Source organism: Odoribacter sp. Z80 (assembly GCF_009935865.1).
GTDB lineage: Bacteria > Bacteroidota > Bacteroidia > Bacteroidales > Marinifilaceae > Odoribacter.
On sequence record NZ_QWEL01000011.1, the window covers coordinates 25,968 to 49,013 of the forward strand.

A 23,046-nucleotide genomic window follows, 5' to 3' on the forward strand; every position below is an offset into this window, starting at 1 on the left:
CTTATGATAAAAAAAGAAATCCAAAAACGCATTCTCATTCTGGATGGAGCCATGGGAACGGCCATCCAGAATGCCGGACTGACCGAAGCCGACTTCCGCGGACAGGAATTCAGCCTTCATCCGGTAAATCTGAAAGGGAATAATGATATTCTGAACCTCACCCGGCCCGATTGCATTCGCAAAATCCATCAATCCTATATTGATGCGGGAGCAGACATCATTGAAACAAATACTTTTAACTCAAATGCCATTTCCCAGGAAGAGTACCGATGCGAAAAATTAGTATATCGTCTGAACCGGGAAGGAGCTGCGCTGGCAACGGAAGTCGCCGGGAATACCCACGGACGTAAAGTCTATGTTGCCGGAAGCATGGGGCCTACTTCCAAAACCCTTTCTCTTTCTCCGGACGTCAACCGCCCGGAATACCGCCCGGTGGATTTTGACACCCTGGCCGCCACATATGCCGAACAGGTCCGGGGCCTTATCGACGGAGGCGTCGACCTCCTGCTTGTCGAAACGGTATATGACGGCCTCAATGCCAAAGCCGCCTTATATGCCATCAGCAAAGTACAGGAAGAAAAAGGAACTTCTCTTCCGGTAATGCTTTCAGCCACCATCAATGATAAAAGCGGCCGGACCCTGACCGGACAGGACCTGAATGCCCTATATACTGCAGTTTCCCATTATCCGCTTTTGAGTTTCGGCCTCAATTGTTCGTTCGGAGCCGCCGAACTGCTACCTTTCATAGAACAGTTATCCCAGACACTGCCATGCCCGCTGAGCATTTACCCAAATGCGGGACTGCCGAATGAAATGGGACAATACGATGAAAGCCCGGCCCTAACTGCGGCCTGTTTAAAAGAAATGGCAGAAAAAGGATTGCTTAATATCGCCGGCGGCTGCTGTGGCACTACCCCCACCCACATCCGGGCCATCCGCGATGCCCTGGCCGGAACAGCCCCCCGACGCATCCCCGGAATCCACCCCCGCCTCGTTGTCAGCGGACTGGAATCCGTTGTGGTCGACAAAGAAAAAAACAACTTTATCCATGTCGGCGAACGCACCAATGTAGCAGGTTCTGCTAAATTCTGCAGGTTAATCAAGGCAAAAGCCTATGAAGAAGCGGCAGGCATTGCCCGCAAACAAGTAGAAGACGGAGCTTCCATCATCGATATCAATATGGACGATGCCATGTTGGACAGCGCAGCAGAAATGACTACCTTCATCCGTTATATCAGCAACGACCCGGACATTGCAAAAGCAGCGCTGATGATTGATTCGTCGGATTGGAACACCATCTTGGCCGGTTTAAAAAATGCACAGGGAAAATGCATTGTCAATTCTATCAGCCTGAAAGAAGGCGAAGAAGTCTTCCTGAAAAAAGCCCGGGAAATCCACCGTTTAGGAGCGGCAGTTGTCGTCATGGCTTTCGACGAACAAGGACAAGCGGTTACTTACGAACGAAAAACCGAAATCTGTCAAAGAGCCTGGCATCTGCTGATTAGCAAAGCAGGATTTCATCCGGAAGACATCATCTTTGACGTCAATATCCTGGCCATCGGAACAGGCCTGGAAGAACACAATAACTATGCTGTCGATTTTATCCGGGCGGTGGCATGGATAAAAAAGAACCTGCCCGGTGCACGCACATCCGGCGGAGTTTCCAATTTATCTTTCTCTTTCCGGGGCAACAATCCGGTCCGAGAAGCCATGCATTCCGTTTTTCTCTATCATGCCATCAATGCAGGCCTGGATATGGCCATAGTCAATCCTGCCATGCTTCAGGTGTATGACGACATTGACTCCCGGTTACTGGAAACTGTCGAAAATGTCGTTCTGAACAAGCACCCGGAAGCAACAGAACGTTTAATCGAAATAGCAGAACAGATAAAAGAAAACAAAACGGCAGACGGCGAACCGACCCAGAAAGAAGAATGGCGTCAGCGTCCGCTAAACGAAAAATTAACTTATGCCTTAGTCAAAGGCATCACCGAATATTTGCCCGAAGACCTGGGCGAAGCACTCTCCGTGTATGCTTCTCCCGTAGAAATCATCGAAGGTCCCCTGATGCAAGGCATGGAGAAAGTAGGAAACCTATTCGGGGAAGGAAAGATGTTCCTCCCACAGGTGGTGAAATCAGCAAAAGCAATGAAAGCGGCTGTTGCCATCCTGCAACCTGAAATAGAAAAACACAACCAGGCCGGAGGACGCCAGACGACACGCCATAAAATCATTCTGGCCACAGCCAAAGGAGATGTTCACGACATCGGTAAAAACATCGTCAGCATTGTCTTAACCTGCAACAACTTTGAAGTCATCGACTTAGGAGTCATGGTCGACAATCTCAATATCATCGCTGCTGCCAAAACCCATCATGCCGACCTCATCGGCATCAGCGGGCTCATCACCCCATCACTCAGCGAAATGGAAGCCCTCTGTGAACTTCTCCAAAAAGAACAGCTTCACATCCCCCTCCTCGTGGGAGGAGCCACAACCTCATCCGTACATACGGCAGTAAAGCTGGCTCCCAAATACGACTACTGTGTGGTCCACGGCGGGGATGCTTCCCGCACGGCAAGCCTGATTAAGCACTTGTTGTCCGACGGCAAAAATTACATACGTCAAATCAAAACAGAACAGGAACAAATCCGCCATCAATATTACAACAGACAGGAACAAATCCTCCCTTATCCGGAAGCCCGGTCACTTTCCCCGGCCCTGACTGCAACCAAACAACAGCAGGGAGACTTTTCTCCGGAAAGCTACCGTCTTCCCGTTGCTTTCGGCAGACACAACATTCTGGAACGCCGGATAAACCTGCAGAAGCTGACCGGTAAAATCGACTGGACTCCCTTTTTCCATTTTTGGGGATTCAAAGGAAAATTTCCGGAGATTATCCACCGCAACGAAGAAGCCAACCGCACCTATCAAGCAGCACTCAAAACTCTGGACAATGTTATTGCCGGACAGGAATTTGACGCTTCCCTGCTGGTTCAATTCTTTGATGCTTATTCTGAAAACGACGATATTGTCTTAGACAATGGCCACCGTTTACCCATGCTCCGTCAGCAAAAAAAAGACAGTGAACATTTAAGCCTCGCCGATTACATCTGCCCTAAGGCTTACGGGAAAAGCACCATCGGGGTATTTGCTTTAAAAGTAGCCGATTTGCATCCCCAATGCAACTGCCATGATTTCAACCATCTGTTGCGCGAAAGCCTGTGTGCACGTCTGACCGAAGCCCTGGCAGAATATATGCAGGAACAGTTAAGCGAAGGGATACATCTGCTCCGGCCTGCATTCGGTTACTCCGCCTGCCCGGACCACTCCTTGAAAAAAGATGCGTTTGATTTGCTGGACGCCCCGGCCCGAATCGGGGTGTCCCTGACCCCTTCCTATGCCATACAGCCGGTCACCAGCCTCTGCGGTCTCCTGATTGCACACCCCGCAGCCCGCTATTTCAGCATCGGCCGTATCGGAGAAGACCAACTCAGCGACTATTGCCGGAAAAGAGGTATCAACCTGGAAGAAGGGAAAAAATTATTAGGAATGTAACCGGTCACACAGCCTTAACCAGAAAAATTATGACAAAAGTAATCGATATCATCAACAAAAAAACAGCCCCGTTCGCCTCTTTTGAATTGGTACCTCCCCTGAAAGGAAGCGACATCAGCAAACTTTACCATGCCATAGAACCTCTGATGGAGTTTGCCCCGCCTTTTATCAATATCACCTATCACCGTGATGAAATAGAATACCGGCAAAAAAACGACGGTACTTTCGAAAAGATCATCCTGACCAAACGGCCGGGTTCAGTAGCCATTGCAGCCGCCATTATGAAACGTTTCCCGGTAGAAGTGGTTCCCCACCTTATCTGCGGAGGGGCCAGCAAACATCAATTGGAAAACGACCTCATCGACCTCAATTTTATGGACATTCAAAACGTAGTAGCCCTACGCGGCGATGCCATCCCCGGCCAGAAATACTTTACTCCCGAACCGGACGGCCACCGTTACAGTAATGAATTGGTAGCCCAGATTCACAACATGAACCAGGGAATATACCTGGACGAAACCCTGACAAATGCCGTCCACACCAATTTTTGCATCGGAGTAGCTGCCTATCCCGAAAAACATTATGAAGCGCCCAATCTGGATATTGACATTGAAAACCTGAAACATAAAGTAGAGGCTGGCGCCGATTATATCGTTACCCAAATGTTTTTTGATAACGCCAAATTCTACCGGTTCACCGATAAATGCCGGAAAGCCGGAATCACAGTCCCCATTATTCCGGGATTAAAGCCCATTTCCACCCAAACCCATATTGAAATGTTACCACGTGCTTTTAGTATAGATTTACCGCAGGACCTGATGAAGGAAATCCGCAAATGCAAAGACAACCAAGCCATTTACCAGGCTGGTATAGAATGGTGTACCATGCAAAGCAAAGACTTGCTGGCCCACGGGGCTCCGGCCATTCACTACTATACCATGGGAAAAGCGGACAATATACGTGAAATTTTAAAACACTCTTTCTAAAATGACTCTGCTCCAAGCTACCGGTCTGATTCTTTTAGGTATAATCGCCGGTTTTATCAACACATTTGCAGGAGGAGGCTCGATGCTTGTCGTGCCTTTCCTGATTTTTCTGGGCCTACCGGCTAATGTGGCAAACGCCACCAACCGGGTTGCCATTTTCCTGCAAGAAATTGTCTCGACAGCCACTTTTCATCAAAAGAAGATATTAGACTTCAAAACAGACTATCCCCTGTTATTGCCGACTACATTAGGCAGTATTGCCGGAGCTTTCACAGCCGTAGACATACAAGAAGAACTTCTCCGGAAAGTCATCGGCGGACTGTTAATCATCCTCTTTTTCATGATCCTGCTGGACCCCAACGGCTGGATAAAGGCAAATGCAGACCGGGCCAAAGCCCGCAATCCGTTTATTCGTTTCCTGGTCTTTTTCGGCATCGGATTTTACGGCGGTTTCATTCAAATTGGCGTTGGTTTTTTCATGCTGGCCGGTTTAGTGCTGGGATGCGGTTTTGACTTACTGAAAGCCAACGCCCTGAAAGTACTGCTCATCCTCTCCTATACCCTGATAGCCTTAGCGATTTTCATCTATTACGGCCTGATAGACTGGTCAACCGGTTTTATCCTGTCGTGCGGGAATATGCTGGGAGCCTGGTTAGGAACACGTTTAAGCATCAGGTGGGGTGCGAAATACATCCGGTACATCCTTCTGGTTGCCCTTGTGCTCGTATCACTTAAACTATTCAACGTCTTCTGACAGGCAAAAACAAAAAAAAGCTGTCCGGGATATGACAGCTTTTGCACGGAAGGAGAGGCTCGAACTCCCGACACCTGGTTTTGGAGACCAGTGCTCTACCAACTGAGCTACTCCCGTATCTTTTGTGGTGCAAAGGAAATTTTTTTTATTGAAATTTGCAACAGATTGCCGAAAAATTCCGGAATCAAAGACATTTTTTTCTTCGGATAATCCCGCCCCCAACCAATATCTCGCCCTTGTAAAAAGCAAGCGGTTGACCGGGAGCAACGGCCCAGGCCGGATCGGACAAATCCACCCTCCAGGCATTTCCGCCCAGATTCTGCACCCGGACATACCCTTTCGGATTTATGCCAAGCCCCCTCACTTTCACGGTGACATCCCCGGTCTGTAACTGGTCCGGGTCCGGAATGACAGCATTCTCTATTTCCAGCGACCAACTGTTTAAACCGTCTTTTACATCCACCACAAGCACATTCTTTTCCGGCTCCATCCCTGCAACATACAATTGCTGTCCCCTCCATAAGGGAATGCCTCGTTTCTGTCCCACAGTATAATTCAGCAACCCATCATGTTCCCCGATTTTCTCCCCCTCGCGGGTATAGATTCCACCACTTTGCGAAACAACACCCTCCCTTTGACGGATAAAATCCCTGTAATCCCTGCCGGCCAGGAAACAGACCCCCATACTTTCCTTTTTCTCGGCAATCTGCCGGAATCCCCGGCTCTCCGCCAAAGCTTTTACTTCTGCCTTGGTATATTTTCCCAAAGGCGTTACGGCATGCCTCAGGATATCCTGAGATACGCCCCATAAAAAGTAAGACTGGTCTTTTTTCTCATCTATTCCCCGGCAAAAGTAGGTATAACCGTTCCGCTCCGCAATATTCACATAATGGCCGGTAGCCACCTTATCCACCTCCAGCTCCAAAGCTGCCCGATGCAGCAACTCCCATTTCACTGCACTGTTACACAGACAGCACGGACTGGGCGTCTCACCGCTTAAATATCCTTCTACAAAGGCAGTAATCACCGTTTTACGGAAATATTCCCGGGCATCTTTCACACAAAAAGGAATATCCAATTGACGACATGCAGCACTGACTTCAGGCATAAACGGCTCCTGCCACAATTTCAGGACAACGGCATACACTTTATATCCCGCTTCTTTCAACAACAAAGCCGTGACAAAACTATCGACCCCTCCGCTCATTCCAACCACAACGCTTCCCCTGTCCATCAGCCGAAAAATAAATAAGCCACCACCACAGCAGTCACCATCCCGGCTAAATCGGCAATCAAACCGCAGGGCACGGCATATCGCGTCTTTTTAATTCCCACAGCTCCGAAATATACGGCAATAATATAAAAAGTAGTGTCGGCAGCCCCCTGGAAAGTACAGGCCAGCCGGCCGGCAAAAGAATCCGCCCCGAAAGTTTTCATCGTATCAATCATCATCCCGCGGGCACCGCTACCGCTTAAAGGTTTCATCAAAGCCGTAGGCAAGGCATCCACCCAATCCGCATTGAACCCCATGGCCTCCACCATCTGTTGCAGCCCCGACATCACAATCTCCATCGCTCCGGAAGCCCGAAAAACACCAATGGCTACTAATATAGCAATCAGATAAGGAATGATCTTGACAGCCGTCGCAAACCCATCCTTAGCCCCATCAATAAAAGCCTCGTAAACATTGATTTTTTTCCAGGCAGCCATGCCGATAAAAGAAATCATGATACCGAATAAAATTATATGGCTGAGCAAATTGGAAGCCACCGTTAACGCCTCTTTATCCAAGGAAGAAAAATACCAGATGACACATCCTATAACAGCGGTAAGCCCTCCCAAATAAGCCAATATGACTTTATCCCATAGCCGGATCCGCTGATAAAGGGCAACAGTCGTCAGGCCGGCTAAAGTAGAACAATAAGTGGATATCAGAATCGGTATAAAAATATCCGTAGGATTGGCGGCCCCCAATTGGGCCCGGTAAACCATAATGGAAACCGGAACAATGGTCAGGCCGGAGGTATTCAACACCAGAAACATAATCTGTGCATTTGAAGCCGCCTGCTTGTCGGCATTCACCTCCTGCATCTGCTGCATGGCTTTCAATCCCATCGGAGTAGCTGCATTATCCAGGCCCAACATATTGGCTGCCAGATTCATCATAATTGAACCATGAGCAGGACTATCCTGGGGCAGGCCCGGAAACAAACGCCGGAAAAAAGGGCTGATCAAACGGGACAACACCCCAACGGCACCGCCCCGCTCTCCGATTTTCATAATCCCCATCCACAACGTCAATACGCCCGTCAGGCCGAGTGAAATCTCAAATCCGGTTTTCGACATCTCAAAAGTAGCACCGATAATTGTCCCGAATACTTCCGTATCACCCGATAATAAACGGCATACAGCCGCCAAAAAAGCAACTGCAAAGAAAAATATCCAGATATAATTCAAAACCATCCTGATTCTGCTTTATCATAGGCCATTCCAGCCATAAAGGCTGCTAAAGACCCTTGCAGGCCTTTAACGTATTTTGCAAAAGCGACACAATAGTCATAGGCCCCACCCCACCCGGTACTGGAGTGATATAGGAACATTTAGGCGCAACCTGTTCAAAATCCACATCTCCCACAAGCCGGAAGCCCGATTTCGTTTTATCCGACGCCACCCGATGGATGCCGACATCCACTACGACAGCCCCTTCTTTTACCATATCCGCCGTTACAAAATGAGGTTTCCCCAGCGCAACAATCAGAATATCCGCCTGTAAAGTATAATTTTCAATGTGCTGTGTCCGGCTATGGCAAAGCGTAACCGTACAATCTGCATACTCGTCTTTCCTCGACATCAAAACAGCCATTGGAGTACCCACAATATTACTGCGGCCAATGACTACGCAATGTTTTCCACGAGTGGGAATCCTGTAGCGTCTCAGCAATTCCACGATTCCGGCCGGCGTGGCAGGTAAATAAGCCGGAAGCCCCGTCACCATCTTCCCCACATTGCAGGGATGAAAACCATCTACATCCTTTTTCGGGTCTATCGCCGACAATATCTTTTGCTCTGAAATATGACCAGGAAGAGGAAGCTGAACAATATAGCCGTCTACATCGGCATCCCGGTTCAGCTTATCCACTACTTCCAGCAATTGTGCTTCTGTCATATCAGCAGAATACCGCAATTCGGTACTTTTGAAACCCACTTCCCGGCAAGCCTTCACCTTGCTGGCTACATAAGTCTCACTTGCCGGATCATTTCCCACCAGAACGGCAACCAAATGAGGCACTTTACAACCGGCAGCTTTCATGCGGCCAACTTCATCGGCCAACTCCTGCTTCACCTGAGCAGCCACTTTTTTCCCGTCTATTAATTCCATGAAATTAAAAATTTATCATATCGTTTTCACCCGTTGTCAACGCCTCATTCCCGGCATTCTCCGCATCATTTTTCCGCCTCCCGACAACATCTTCATCATTTTCTTCGATTCTTCAAACTGTTTCAGCAACCGGTTCACTTCCTGTACGGTAGTACCGCTGCCGTCAGCAATCCTCTTGCGGCGGGAACCGTTAATAATATCCGGATTCTCCCTTTCCTTCGGCGTCATCGAATAAATAATGGCTTCCACTCCCTTAAACGCGTCATCATCTATATCCACGTCTTTCAAAGCCTTGCCCACCCCAGGTATCATAGAAGCCAAATCCTTGATATTTCCCATTTTTTTGATTTGCTGAATCTGACTCAGAAAATCATTAAAATTAAACTGATTGCGGGAAATTTTCTTCTGTAATTTTCTGGCTTCTTCCGCATCAAACTGTTCCTGGGCTTTTTCCACTAAAGAAACAATATCCCCCATGCCCAGTATACGGTCGGCCATACGTTCCGGATGGAAAGCATCCAAAGCCTCTAACTTCTCTCCTGTACCGACATATTTGATCGGTTTATTGACTACAGTACGAATAGACAAAGCCGCTCCGCCCCGGGTATCTCCATCCAATTTCGTCAGGATAACACCGTCAAAGTCCAAACATTCATTAAACTCCCGGGCCGTATTCACAGCATCTTGTCCGGTCATAGCATCCACCACAAACAAAGTTTCATTCGGTTCTATCGCTTTCTTGACAGCCGCAATCTCATTCATCATCTCTTCATCTATGGCCAAACGTCCGGCAGTATCGACAATGACAACATCACATCCGTTTGCCTTGGCAAATTTGATGGCTTCCCCCGCTATCCTGACGGGGTCTTTGGAAGCCTCATCGCTATATACCGGAACTCCGATTTGCTCTCCCAGCACTTTCAACTGCTCTATGGCCGCCGGACGATATACATCGCAAGCCACCAGCAACGGCTTCTTTCCTTTTTTATTTTTAAGCAAATTGGCAAACTTACCGGAAAAAGTAGTCTTACCGGAACCTTGCAATCCCGACATCAGAATAACAGCCGGATTTCCCTTGACATCCACCTCAACATTGTGCCCCCCCATCAATGCAGCCAGCTCGTCATGCACAATTTTTACCATCATCTGACCCGGTTTCACGGCGGTAAGCACATTCATCCCCAATGCCTTCTCTTTCACCCGGTTTGTAAAATCCTTGGCAATCTTATAATTTACGTCGGCATCCAGCAATGCCCGCCTCACTTCCTTTAAAGTCTCAGCCACATTGAGCTCCGTAATCTTTCCCTGTCCTTTTAATACCTTAAAGGAACGCTCCAGTCTCTCCGATAAATTCTCAAACATAGTTCAATATTTTTATTGTTGTTATTTTTTATCTGTAAAGCAGTTTACCGTTTTCCAATATTTTTCAATACGACAAACGTTTTGTCAATTAAAGAATTGTCAACCACCACCGTAAACTCGTTTGTAGAAGAAATTACTTCTGTGAGGTTTATTCCCTCCCATGACAACTCTTTCATAATCGTATAATAGAATCCGGGCTGCATGCTGTTTCCTTTCGGCAGCTTCAAAGTCACCGAAGAAAGACTGCCTTGTTTAAACAAACACAATTCATCTTTGAAAAAATCAGCAATCAAAGTTTCCATGGCATCGCTAATGACCAGATTGGTCTCAAACACCCCCTGTACCATCGTATAAAAAATTTCATCGTTCTTGACCAGATTTTTCAATACTTCGATGTGGCAATCCAGCAAAGTCGGAGAATTCTTAAAAGTGTAATCACACAAATTACTTCTAAGGATAATATCCCCCATGTTACTCAACAACTTATTCAACTGCACTTGTTCCCGCACCTGCAAATAGGGTGCCAACCGATTTAATGCCATAACAATAGCACCGGTATTCACCTCTTTTCTCAGTTTCCTTTCCACATCAGGTTGCAACTGGCGGGCCAGGGACGAAACATTAATAATACCTGCTGCCAAAGATTCCGACAGATAGGGGCGATGCTTTACAATATCTTCAACAACATGAGAAATACTTACCATAGAATATACAATTTAAATAAGCTGTTTAATTCTCAACAAAAATAATATTTTTCAAGCATTTTCCCGCACAAAATTTTAGTTTAATTCAAATCCCTTTGCCGGACCACTTCAAACATCAAAACAGCAGCTGCAGCAGAAACATTCAAAGATTCAATCTGCCCTTTCTGGGGAATCTTGATACATTCCGTAGCAATATTCAAAAGTCCCTCGTCTATTCCTTTATCTTCAGCTCCCATCACAACAGCCAACGGCACGGTGAGATCCGCACCGGTATAGAACTTTTCCGCCTTTTCCGTGGCAGCAAAAACCTGCATGCCACGCTGAAATTTCAGTTCCCGTACCACCTTCTTCAAGTTTAACACCCGGCAAACCGGCACCCGGTAAAGTGCCCCGGCAGAAGTTTTCAACGCATCCGACGATATTTTAGCAGAATTTTTATTCGGAATAACCAGGGCATGTACTCCGGCACATTCAGCACTCCGGGCAATAGCACCGAAATTACGCACATCCGTCACCCGGTCCAGGATGAACACAAAAGGAGTCCCCCCTTCGGATTCCACCCGGTCCAATACCTCATCCAGGTCCTGATAAGGCACCGGAGAAACCTCCGCCAGCACTCCCTGATGATTCCGGTCGGCAAAAGGTTTAAAAACTTCCTCCGGCACATACTGGAAAGGAATGTGATTTTCGCGGATTAAAGTGAATAACTGCTGAAATAATTCTCCGCGGCTTCCTTGCCTCAGCATCACCTTATCAATCTCTTTTTCCTGCTGAATAGCTTCGATTACAGCCCGTATACCGAATATGCATTCCTGCTTGTATTTTGCCATCTTGTATGCTTTATTATTGCTTAATTCTTATCTTTTTTCAATCTTTCCTCTGCTTCCGTCGCCGCTTCCCACTCACGCATGGCCGCTTCCATCTGTTTTTGTTTTTCAGCATAACCGGTCAGCAATTCCCCGTCCACTGCACCTTCAGCCATCCGCTTTTCCAACTCCGCCATTTCTGCTTCCAAACGGGTCACCTCCTGCTCTGCGTTTTCCACCCTTTGTCCGGCCTTTTTTATCTCACGGTTCCATTGTTTCCGCTCCTCAAACGAAAGCCGGCTACTCTTCTCCGGCCCTCCCCCACACTCCCCGTCCTCCGCTTTCCGTATGGTATGCAATTGTTCATATTCCCTGAAACAAGCCAATTTCTTCGCCTCCAAGAAATCAGTTATTCCCCCAAGGTATTCTCTAATATTCCGGTTGGCAAATTCATATACTTTTCCGACTAATCCCGTCAGAAAATCCCGGTCGTGCGAAACCACAATCACCGTTCCCTCAAACTTCCGGAGCGCCTCTTTCAGAATATCCTTGGTCCGCATATCCAGGTGGTTGGTAGGTTCGTCCAGTATCAACACATTATATGGTTCCAGCAACAAACGCACCATAGCCAAACGGGTACGCTCTCCTCCCGACAATACTTTCACCTTTTTATCCACTTCCTCTCCGGAAAACAGGAAAGCTCCCAGAATATCCCGGATTTTTTTACGAATCTCCCCTTCCGCCACACGGTCCACCGTATCCAGAACAGTCATTTCAGGGTCCAACAGATCAGCCTGATTCTGGGCAAAATATCCGATATGTACATTATGGCCTGTTTTTAATTCCCCCTCATAGGGTATCTGGTTCATGATCATCTTCACCAGTGTAGACTTTCCCGCACCGTTTTTTCCGACAAACGCTACCTTCTCACCCCGTTTGATATCCAACTGTACATCTTTCAGTACGACATGCTCTTCGTAAGCCTTGCTCAGATTGCGGGCAGTCACCACCACTTCCCCCGAACGGACTGCCGGCTGAAAACGAACAGTAATGCGGGCCGCATCTTCTTCTTCCACCTCTATGCGTTCTATTTTCTCCAGTTGCTTGATGCGCGACTGTACCTGCACCGACTTTGTCGCTTTATACCGGAAACGCTCAATAAAATCTTCTGTGTCCTTAATCTGGTTCTGCTGGTTCTGATAAGCCCGCATTTGCTGTTCCATCCGCTCCTTTCTCAGCTCCTCAAAGCGGGAATAAGGAACCTTATAATCATATACCTTCCCTAACGAAATCTCTATGGTACGGGTAGTGACATGGTCCAGAAAAGCCCGGTCATGCGACACCAATACCACCGCCCCGGGGTAGCTTTGCAGAAAAGATTCCAACCAGGAGATAGATTCTATATCCAGATGATTTGTCGGCTCATCCAGCAGAAAAACATCCGGACGTGCCAGCAAAATTTTAGCCAGCTCAATACGCATCCGCCACCCTCCGCTAAATTCCTCACAATGCCGTTCAAAATCCTCCTGCTTAAATCCTAATCCCTTTAGAATCACCTCTACTTCCGCTTCTATATTTCCTTCGCCCCGGACATTCAGCAGTTCCGTCTTCTCATGTATGCAATCCAGCAATTTCAGATAAGCCGGCGAATCATAATCCTCCCTTCGGGCCAATTCCATATTCAATTGCTCCACCTCTTCACGCAAAGCAAATAAATCCGTAAAAGCAGTTTTCGCTTCTTCACGCACTGTCTTCCCGTCCGTATAAACCTTTGTCTGAGGCAAATAACCAATCCGAATATCCGAAGCCATGGAAATATTCCCTTCTGAGGGAGCCTGCAACCCCGCGAGCATCTTAAGCGTCGTTGACTTTCCCGCACCATTCCGGCCGGTCAAACCAATCCGGTCCTTCTTATTGATCAGAAAAGACACCGTATCCAACAAATAAAAACCTCCGAAAACAACACTTACGCCATTGACCGAAATCATACCCCAAAAATTGAAAGTTAAAATATGGCTGCAAAGATAGCGAAATAAGCCAACATTCTTATTAAATACGAATTTTCTGGAAAAGGAGTAAAAATAGTATTCTTTAATAAATCCAAAAGAAAATGGGCACATTTGGAATTGTGCCCATTCTCTTGTTTAGTACAGGAATAAAACTATACTATTAAAACAAAATTAATTTCTTTTTAAAACGACATTGTTCATTAGCCACCAAGCAGTTCCACCAGCCCTGACATCACCATTCGGCCCCCACAACAAACCACCTATTTGCCCAACGTTAATCTCCTTCTCTGTCCACGACATTTTCACATTATCTGAAATATTCCCCCATTGCGAACCATGCTCTGCACGTATCCAATTCTCCCCAAGCTCTCCACCAAAATTTAAACGTGAACCATACGTAAAATTTCCAACTACAAAAAACAATTCCTCGGTATCCTTATTCCACTCAAACTTTAAGGTATTTTCAAAGCCTTGATGCGTAAATTTAACAGACAACTCTTTCTTCCATTCTAAAATACCTAAAGTCATTGTAGCTGGAAGATCTCCAGAACCAGCAGTATTCCACACTCCAGTCAATCTTCTAAATAAACAAGGTTCTGCCGTAATTGTAGCAATTACTGGCGTTTCATAATCAGAATCATCACATGCAACAAATTTAACCTTTAATTGCGGATTTTCAGCAGGATAATCCAAAGAATACCCCACAGTAATATCTATCTCAATTTCTTCCTGATTAGCAGGTATTTTAACCACGGAAGGGTAATCAATCGGAAAATAATTCACATTATTGGATTCATACTCTAAGTTTAAGACCCTCTCTCTATCCACCGGAGTAAAAGAAGCTTTTAACGCATATTTTCCCATGTCTTCCTCTACAACAAACTCTTTTTGACTCAAACGAACCTCCCAATCGTTATTAATGATATCAATTGTACACATTCCTGCAGTCTGAGACAAAGACACATTTTCCGTTGCGTTTTTCAATTCGAGTACAAGCGTCCTATCTGCATTCTCAATTTTATCTCCCAAAATTCTTACTTTAATTTCTCCTTTTTGAGTATTGCCAATAACAACCGTTTCAGTTTCCAAAATATAATCCTCACCTTCAATGGCAGTAGAGGTTGCAGCAACACCCACTGTTACTTCAACATTATTTACACAAGGCTTATCCAGAAGAATAGGGAGTGAAATTTCTTTTTCTACATCCTTTAGCGAAAGGGACGTTATCCCAAAAGCAACAGAACGAAAAACTTCTTCGCTGATAATTTTTACCTCACAAATATTGTTTTTTCCGATTTCAAGATTCCCCCCCCTGATTTCCTTTATTTTCAAAATGAAAATACGGTCATCATTTACTTCAAGATCATCTACCGGTTTGATTTCCACATTTACCGTAGTGGTTCCGGGAGTTACAACCAATTCTTTTTCCACAGAGAAATGAGTCGGTTCAATCGCACTGCTATCCGTTACTTCAAAAACAATGGTTGCCGGTTCTGTAATTTCACCGGTAATCGTCAAAGGGATAAAACGGCTATTCCGAACCTCTTCACTACTCGTTTCCACATTGGCACTTTCCCAGGTTTCCCATTTTGCTTTTCCAAATTCTACAAAAGCATTTGAAACAATATGCAATGAAGCAGAATGAGGAGTTCCCAGTTTTCCGCCATATACTCCCGTCATATTCAATTTAACCACCCGTTCATTATCCGTTTTGCCATTATCCAGCAAATCGACTGTTAAATGAGCAACCGTATCGCCAGCCGGAATAGTCACCACTTTTTCCGGAAGATTGAAGTCGATACCTTCACGGGCATCTGTGTCTCCTGAACCTTTCTCTGCCGCCACAGTTACTTTCACAGCATTGCTCACAGGTTTAGCCAATTTTACAGGAACCAACACCTGACCTGCATTCTTTAAAACGGTTTTTGCTTCATAGCCGAAACGTGCTTCCACATTCGTTTCAGAACCTCCCGCATTCCCTCCGTTTTCATTATCCGACCATTTTTCATCATCATCACATGCACCAACGAAAGCGGTCAACAGGAGTAACGATATTAATTTCCAAATTTTCATTGTATTCAGTATTTAGTAAATAATAATTTAGACAACCTTTATTCAGCATATCCATAAATAATCACCTCGCCTATCTGAGCATTATTACGGAATCCATCCGTAACATTGATTTTGATATACCCCCCCTTCTGCAGATGATTGAAATCCATATGCCGCAAATGCTCAGTTATATCAACACTCTTCGCCTTCTCCCATTCCAAAACTCCTTGCAGATCCCAACTTGACTTATCCTCGCTTAAAAAGACTTCAGCCAATTTATTATCACTATTGGAAGCAGCAATACGTCTGATTACATCTACTCCTCCCACATGGATATTATCCGGAACTTTTACTATAATATACTGAGGCAATACCGCAGAAGGCTCAGCCCATCTGGAGTGCCAGAAAGTATTAGGATCCCCGTCCACAGCCGCGGTTGCAAATCCGTTTGGAGCAGCTTCATTTTCTGCCTGGGAAGAATATTCTTCCACCGTCAGTCCCTGAGAAGCAGATATATCACCGAACTGACTGATTTGTCCCGTACGACCACTTGCCGTCGCTCCCTGTACATTTTGAATCTCCATTGTAAAATGAGAAGCTCCCATCCTACTCACTTTGACCAAAACAGTAGCAGAAGTCTCTCCGGCCGGAATAATCAAAGACTCATCTGCAGTAGCCTCTACACCCTCCGGCAAATTCAGATTTACAGTGAAAGACACGTCATGGGCCAACGCTTCCCCATTCAATACAACAGGAACTTCTATATTTCCTCTTGAATCTTTAATACCATATTCGGCATATTTAAAATCCAGTTCCGTATCCACATCCAAAATATTCACCTCACAAGTCGGTTGTTCTTCAAAAACCATCACATTATCCCCGACACTGGCAAATCCCAGAGTCAGCATACGGTCTGGCTCAATCCCTGCCTTATGGAGCAATTCCATCTCTACATCAATTCCTTCCTGACCGGCCGGTATTGTCCATTCTTTTGTAAGGTCATAATCAACACCTTCTTCCAGACCGGTAACGGAAAGTACAAAGGCGATATCGGTATCGGCAGCACCCGGAGTCAATTTTACCGGAACCTTTACCTTTCCGGCATCCTCATAAGCTTCTACCCGGGCCTCTCCGAAATAAATACCCATATCATTATTTTCAATCGTCACAATGCAACGTTTCTGTTCTGTATATACTTCCGCACCAACTACATTAACAATATCCAGAACGAAAACCCGGTCTGCATTCACCAGATCATCATCTATAATTTCCACCGGTACAATCACGGATTCCGAAGCATCATTAACAACGAAAACAGATTCCGGTACACGAAAATGTACGTTTTCTTCCGCAGCGTTAGATCCCTCAGCAGGCAGTACCACAACCTCAAATTGAACAGGTTTATGCATATTGCCGTAAATTTCTACCGGAATCTGGCAGAAATAAGTACTTGCAGTACTACCGGGCTCACGTTCTGCCACCTTCACTTCTGTATTTTTAAATCCGACGGCCACATCACTCTCGTCGTCCAGCACTTTTACCCGGACCTTTGAAGCCTGTGCATCCACCACACCTCCATTCACCGAAACCAGTCTTACAGAAAAACTGCGGGTATCATTGGATACATTATCATCCACCAAAGCATAACAGAACGCTGCACTTTTTTCTCCGGCAGCAACCGTTAACTCCTGAACAGGCAAGAAATAATCTTTCCCCTCCTGCATATTCTCTTCCTCCACAACACTCAGGACAACAGGAGTCTCCTCCTGCAAAACCTGGGAAAAATCCACATACAATGTATCTGTACCGATATTTTCAAAAACAGTCACGACCGTATCCCGGAATCCTGCCGTTAAAACACTTGCTCCGTCTCCGTTTCCGGAAACTTTCACCTCGTTACAGGAGGTAAGCGCCAGGATACATCCTATAATTAAACTGATATACCTCATCGTTTTCATTCTTTAAGGTTAAAAATTAACGCCTACAGAAAACGTAAACGTTTTGTCAAGCGGATCATAATCCTCTGTTGCCAACCGCCAGGATGCATCAGCAAACAAATGCCAGTATTTCACTCCAACTCCGAGACTGACATAATCGCCTCCGACATTCTTTTCAATGTCATTCCAACGATAACCGGCCCGAAGGAAACCAATTTTATACAATCCGTACTCTACACCCACACCCCCGCTACACACCCGGTCATCGGAAGGAGTAACCCGGTATGCAGCATTCGCCGCACACATCAGCGAATGATGCTCGGCCAAAGGTAAAGTTAAAGCAGCTCCGGCAGCCAGACGAGTGGGTAATGCGTACTCTGACTTGTCGTATTTAATACGTGTTCCCAAATCCGACATTGTCACACCAAAAGACAATTCCGACTGTTCTGCCAACAAAGCAACGTGAGTCCGGTAATATACACCCAAGTCAAAAGCCACGGCATTGGCAGGGTCAGCCCCTTGCAGGGACCCCATATCCGAACGGATATAACGGACAGTCGCTCCGGCAGAAAACCCTTTAAACAGACTGCGTGCATATCCTACCTCTAAAGCATATTCACGGGGATTTACTTCTCCGGCATATCCTCCATTCTCATTCGCCAGCTCAAACACTCCATTCGCAAAATGGCGAAAACCTGCCACGATTGCATCCTTTTCAGACAAACGCCAGAAACCACCTACCCGGTGTAAACGGCTCTCGGAACGGAAATCTTTCATCCAAGGACTAAAACTATAAGCAACTTCCACTTCCGATTCTGCAGCAACAGCTTTTGCTACGTTCCAATATACCGACCAGGCATCGGGCGAGAGTGCTGTTCCTGCTTCTCCCAAAGCCGTAGCCCGCGCATCCGGGGCTATCTCCAGAAAAGCTGCACTCTGACCTTTTACACTTGCGGCTGCAAGCAATATTCCGAATAGCGGAATTAAGGTAATTTTACAGTTCATCGTATATGCATTTAAATCTTAATAATATTTTTCTTCCACGAGCCTGCAGCATTTTCTACCACCAACACATAAGTTCCGGCCTGCATACCGCCCATATCCAACGTGTAACCCGCATCTCCGATAGTGACTTTCTCTAATTTCATCATACGACCCACAGCATTGTAAAGTCTCAGGGTAACCTCACCTCTCACAGAAGGCTGCAAAGTAATATGCAAATCCTTTTTCACCGGATTCGGATAAACACTCAAAGCCTTTTCCAGCTCACTGTCATCCGCCAGGATTACCTCAACCGTGAAACGCTGACTCACAGATAAGCCGACTTCGTTCTTCGCTCTTACTAAAATCTGAGTTTGTCCGACAATTTTCGGCTCTATCGTCAGATTATCCCCATACCGCTGAACAGTAGCCACCGCATCCGAACTGTTTTCCACCTCATAAATCAAAGTACGTCCTTTAGGATCTGAAAAATATTCGGTCATATTCAAAGTAGTACGTCTTCCGTTTTTAGCCAGTTCCATTCTCTCAAACGGCCGGATAATCCTGGGGGCAACTTCCTTATACAATATTTCAACCGGCATATGGACAGAAGCAGATTTACCATACTGGTCTGCCACTGTAATTTGCAGCCCATAAGCTCCGGCTACCAGATAATCCGGTCTAACCGTAAAATTCACTACTGTATCGCCGACATTTTCCGCTTCAATCCAATTCAAAGCAGGTTCTACTTTACAAATGATTTTCTGCCTTTCCGGATCATCAACCTTCAGACTGACTGTCCGTTCTGTCCCTTCGTTTACAATTACCGTTCCATTCCAGCCCGGAGTCAATACCGGTACCTGATTTTCAGTCACCGTCTTACTTACCTGCGGGGCAGCTTTACTCTCTCCCCCCCAACGGTCATAAGCTTTCAGACTGAAATAATAGGTCTGTCCCAACTCCAGTCCGGTAATAGTGTCCCGAACAACTGTTCCGGCAGGAACATACCGCACATTCACCGTTTTCGTCGATACATTTGCTTCCGTCAAGGCAGGTGCCTCCAAAGATTCAGTACTCCAACTAATAACATATTTACTCATAGGCCCGTCCGGAGCAGCCTTCACCGTCCATTCCAAAATAGCCCAATCATCATACGCATCAACAACAGTCAGATGGGAAGAATCCGGGACCTCAGCCGAAGGCGGAGTCAATGCCAAACCAACATCAATACGTCCAACCCCTAACAATCCCTGGAACTTCTGATTATAAGCATCTATCGAATGAGTCGCATTCATCAGGCGGTCCCACAACTCATCCGGCGTATATCCCTTTCCCTGAAATTTGGATAAAACCAAAGCTGCACAGCCACTAACGTGGGGACAAGCCATGGAAGTACCCTGCAACCAGGCATAAGTTCCATCCACAGAAGTACTCAACACAGCATAAATATCGCCATAACTCTGTTCTCCACCAGGAGCTGTAATATCAATCCAGGTTCCGAAATTAGAGTAAGAGGCCCGCTTAAAATTATGAGCCATAGAAGCCACTGTCATTACTTCGGAATAAGCGGCAGGCCACTCTTTCGCATCGCTGTTACTATTTGCAGCGGCAAAAATAACCAAACCGCCATTCATTGGACCATTCTGCTCTCTTGTGCTGGGGTCCTTACCCGCATACCGAATAAAATAATCTATAGCTGAACGCATAGCCGAATTCAAAAAAGCAGCTTCTTCATACGCCCCGCTAGTCCAGGAATTGGAAGAAATCACAGCTCCCATATCAGCCGCATACACATACATATTCGGATCAGCATAGGCTTTACTCTCACCGGTTGTGGCATCATTGTGGAAAATCTGACAGCTCATTAAGCGAACACCATCTCCCGCTCCGGAACCTCCGGCAATTCCACAAATACCTATTCCGTTTCCGTTGACAGCAGAAATAGTTCCGGCACAGTGAGTACCGTGCACATATTGGGTAATAGCACCATTTCCCATAATGGAATCCCCGACCGGCGCAGCCACTTTCTTTGCCGTTACGAAATTCCAACCGTAAATATCATCCACATATCCGTTACCGTCATCATCCACTCCTTCTGTGCCGTTCAATTCCGCTTCATTAATCCACATATTTGCTGCCAGGTCAGGATGATTGTACTGAATACCACCGTCCATCACGGCAACAATCACCTCCGGCGAACCCGTTTCTGTTTTCCAGGCTTCAAAAACACCGATATCAGCGCCTTCCAAAGCTCCCGACAACCCGTTCACACTCTCGCCCGTATTATGATAGTGCCACATTTCCTCTAAACGGGGATCATTAAAAGGCATCGGCTCGTCTGAGGCCGCTTTTGTACGGGACCTCTGTAACATGGAACGCACAGGTTCAAGCGGTTCCTCCACAACCTGATAGTCGCATAACCGGGCTTCATGTACCGGAGAAACGACTTCAATTTCAGGAATATCACCGTAAGCCTCCATTGCACTCCGGGTAGGCACTTTTTCGTCAAAATAAACATCATACCACAAATGAAGTCCCGCTTCCTTATGACGTTCTTCAAACTTTCCGGCATAAGGGAACACCCTCTCTATCCGCGTTACCCGTACATCCAGATTCGTTAAATCAATTCCTTCAATTCCTGTGGCAACCGCTCCGCTTCTGGTCTTCACAACCTGCAAAGCAGGAGCGTCCGCCTTCAACTTAATTTGAATGTGACCAGGAATCACCTGTGCCTGTTCCACTCCGGAAACAGACGGACCTTTAGCATCGTCCTTCCACGTTATCTCATCCTGCTGACATGATGAGATGACAAAAATAAAGGCGATGAGATAAAATATTTTTTTCATAACAAGTGACTTAATTATTTGATTTTAGTAAATACTAAATTCTGGAATCTGGTATTGCTGTCCCAAGTATTGAAAGGCTCCCAAGTGGTCCTGCTAACCAGCTGTCCGTAAATGTAAACATCAGTCTCAGATTCTAAATGGGTAAAATTCCGGTTATGAGTCATTCCCATTTCGCCCTCCACAAGTTCATCATCATCATTCATCATCATCATCCGTAAATCACAGCTTCCGTAAGGAGGATTATAGCCAAGATTAGCCCCCGATAAATCTCCCGAAGCCAAAAGTTGCATTTCTCCCGTATTCACATCAATTCTTATCCGAAGCACAATATCCGAACCGTGAGCAAGTCCACTTGCACTGAACCGAACCATAAAGACCCTGCCATAATTCTCCTCTTCCTCATCAGAAGTCTCTCCGCCATAAATCCTGGCAGTTGTGGTCAATTTCTTCGGGTTTCCTACAGCAGGAGCAGGCACCCAAACAAGCTCCAGATTGTACTCCCCAATCATATCATCGTACAAAGAATTTACATTCACATCATCATTTTCAATCAAACAACTCATCAACGTATCGTTCGAAGCAATCAGGGCCCCCTGTATGGAATCAAACCCAACCTGAAAACTCCGGTCTACATCATAAACATCATTGTCTATCAAATCAATCTTGACACTATCCAGTTTATTTCCTACCGGGAAAATAATATCCCTTTTTCCGAAAGTAAAATCAACACCTTCTTTGGCGGTTCCCTCACGCACACCTAACACCACTCTTACAGGCATTTTCGGATTACCCTTTATACGTACCGGCACCCAAATCGGTCCTTCAGCTTCCAGACAATTTGCAGAAACCCTGTCGAAACAAACAAATACCGGTTCCTCATCATCCTGAATAGTCACTTTCATGGTACGGATGGCTTCCGACAACTCTGCATTCCTGCAATCGGTCAATGCCAGTTCAAAATAACGGGCATCATTTTCTTCCAGGTCATCAATAATAGTTACCGGAATCATCAAGCTCGTATCCCCCGGCTGAATCGTATATACCTGAGTCGTATCTACCCGATAATGCACTCCGTAAACAGCTGTGCTTTTCTCAGGAAGAGTATGCAAATGGAAAGAAACTTCATCATTCCAAACCCGGTCCATTCGAACGAAAACTTCCAACAAAGGTTGTTCCTCACTGGTAGTTACCATCGTTTCAGAAAATCCAACCAAAGGAACTCCTTCATTACTGGTGATAGTCACTTTACAAACATCTAATTCCGAAGAAAGCTTCGCTCCTTTGGCCTCCAAAAGTTCAAACACAAATTCCCGGTCCGGAGTGTATTCCGGATAATCTTTCACGTCAACCTGAAAATACCCTACACTTTTTCCTTCCGGAATAACAATCCGTTTGGACATAAAGGTATAATCCACACCCTCCTTTGCATTGTTTTCCGACTTAATATATCCGGTTACCGTCACCTCATTAAGTGCCGGAACCGATAAAACAACGGGTATCTGAAAAGGAGTAATATTCTCGAGTGTCCTAAACTCTTTACTGCTCAAAGAAACTGTAATCTGTCCCGGAGCAAATCCATCCTCATTATCGTCATCACACGACCAGGTCAAACCAAGAAACAGGCAGCATATCAAAAATCCGAATAGCTTATTCATATTACACTGTTTTTATCATA

15 protein-coding genes and 1 tRNA gene are annotated in these 23,046 nt (G+C 45.9%); 3 read left to right on the forward strand and 13 right to left on the reverse strand.

The annotated features are described in order from the left end of the window. Positions 1-3 precede the first annotated feature (3 nt). Genes metH through D1136_RS08495 form a run of 3 tightly spaced genes read left to right on the forward strand, consistent with a single transcriptional unit; the run spans position 4 to position 5,295 of the window. Positions 4-3,555: a methionine synthase gene (gene metH, locus D1136_RS08485; protein ID WP_161877203.1), complete on the forward strand. Its 3,552-nt coding sequence runs from the start codon at positions 4-6 to the stop codon at positions 3,553-3,555. A 29-nt stretch (positions 3,556-3,584) separates the two neighbouring features. Continuing rightward, on the forward strand, positions 3,585-4,541 hold the full coding sequence (gene metF, locus D1136_RS08490) for a methylenetetrahydrofolate reductase [NAD(P)H] (protein WP_161877204.1): 957 nt from the start codon (positions 3,585-3,587) through the stop codon (positions 4,539-4,541). 1 nt (position 4,542) lies between these two features. Beyond that, on the forward strand, positions 4,543-5,295 hold the full coding sequence (locus D1136_RS08495; RefSeq protein ID WP_161877205.1) for a sulfite exporter TauE/SafE family protein: 753 nt from the start codon (positions 4,543-4,545) through the stop codon (positions 5,293-5,295). Between the two features lie 44 nt (positions 5,296-5,339). Here the strand turns inward: D1136_RS08495 and D1136_RS08500 are convergent. From D1136_RS08500 to D1136_RS08560, 13 genes are all read right to left on the reverse strand, one after another. Then, a tRNA-Trp gene (locus D1136_RS08500) sits at positions 5,340-5,412 on the reverse strand. A 67-nt stretch (positions 5,413-5,479) separates the two neighbouring features. Beyond that, complete coding sequence (mnmA, locus tag D1136_RS08505; RefSeq protein WP_161877206.1) at positions 5,480-6,529, reverse strand: tRNA 2-thiouridine(34) synthase MnmA; 1,050 nt, start codon at positions 6,527-6,529, stop codon at positions 5,480-5,482. After that, positions 6,529-7,758 (reverse strand): nucleoside recognition domain-containing protein, encoded by a 1,230-nt coding sequence (locus tag D1136_RS08510; protein WP_161877207.1) that lies wholly within the window; start codon positions 7,756-7,758, stop codon positions 6,529-6,531. The genes mnmA and D1136_RS08510 overlap by 1 nt, the downstream gene beginning before the upstream one ends. 43 nt (positions 7,759-7,801) lie before the next feature. Next, a complete protein-coding gene (gene folD, locus D1136_RS08515; RefSeq protein WP_161877208.1) occupies positions 7,802-8,674 on the reverse strand; it encodes a bifunctional methylenetetrahydrofolate dehydrogenase/methenyltetrahydrofolate cyclohydrolase FolD in 873 nt (290 codons plus the stop codon). A 36-nt stretch (positions 8,675-8,710) separates the two neighbouring features. After that, on the reverse strand, positions 8,711-10,036 hold the full coding sequence (ffh, locus tag D1136_RS08520) for a signal recognition particle protein (protein ID WP_161877209.1): 1,326 nt from the start codon (positions 10,034-10,036) through the stop codon (positions 8,711-8,713). A gap of 44 nt (positions 10,037-10,080) precedes the next feature. Beyond that, positions 10,081-10,740 (reverse strand): aspartate kinase, encoded by a 660-nt coding sequence (locus D1136_RS08525; protein ID WP_161877210.1) that lies wholly within the window; start codon positions 10,738-10,740, stop codon positions 10,081-10,083. Between the two features lie 80 nt (positions 10,741-10,820). Beyond that, positions 10,821-11,570 (reverse strand): 23S rRNA (guanosine(2251)-2'-O)-methyltransferase RlmB, encoded by a 750-nt coding sequence (rlmB, locus tag D1136_RS08530; RefSeq protein ID WP_161877211.1) that lies wholly within the window; start codon positions 11,568-11,570, stop codon positions 10,821-10,823. Between the two features lie 20 nt (positions 11,571-11,590). Continuing rightward, positions 11,591-13,534: a ribosomal protection-like ABC-F family protein gene (gene abc-f / locus D1136_RS08535; protein WP_161877212.1), complete on the reverse strand. Its 1,944-nt coding sequence runs from the start codon at positions 13,532-13,534 to the stop codon at positions 11,591-11,593. A gap of 192 nt (positions 13,535-13,726) precedes the next feature. Continuing rightward, complete coding sequence (locus tag D1136_RS08540; RefSeq protein WP_161877213.1) at positions 13,727-15,628, reverse strand: Calx-beta domain-containing protein; 1,902 nt, start codon at positions 15,626-15,628, stop codon at positions 13,727-13,729. 38 nt (positions 15,629-15,666) lie between these two features. Next, complete coding sequence (locus tag D1136_RS08545; protein WP_161877214.1) at positions 15,667-17,565, reverse strand: discoidin domain-containing protein; 1,899 nt, start codon at positions 17,563-17,565, stop codon at positions 15,667-15,669. Positions 17,566-17,574: 9 nt separating this feature from the next. Then, positions 17,575-18,549: a PorV/PorQ family protein gene (locus D1136_RS08550; RefSeq protein ID WP_161877215.1), complete on the reverse strand. Its 975-nt coding sequence runs from the start codon at positions 18,547-18,549 to the stop codon at positions 17,575-17,577. An 11-nt stretch (positions 18,550-18,560) separates the two neighbouring features. Beyond that, entirely contained in the window at positions 18,561-21,371 is a 2,811-nt protein-coding gene (locus tag D1136_RS08555; protein ID WP_161877216.1) for a subtilase family N-terminal domain-containing protein, read from the reverse strand. A gap of 14 nt (positions 21,372-21,385) precedes the next feature. After that, the gene (locus D1136_RS08560; protein ID WP_161877217.1) at positions 21,386-23,026 is read right to left on the reverse strand and encodes a Calx-beta domain-containing protein; all 1,641 of its coding nucleotides are present in this window, start codon (positions 23,024-23,026) and stop codon (positions 21,386-21,388) included. Positions 23,027-23,046: the final 20 nt, after the last annotated feature.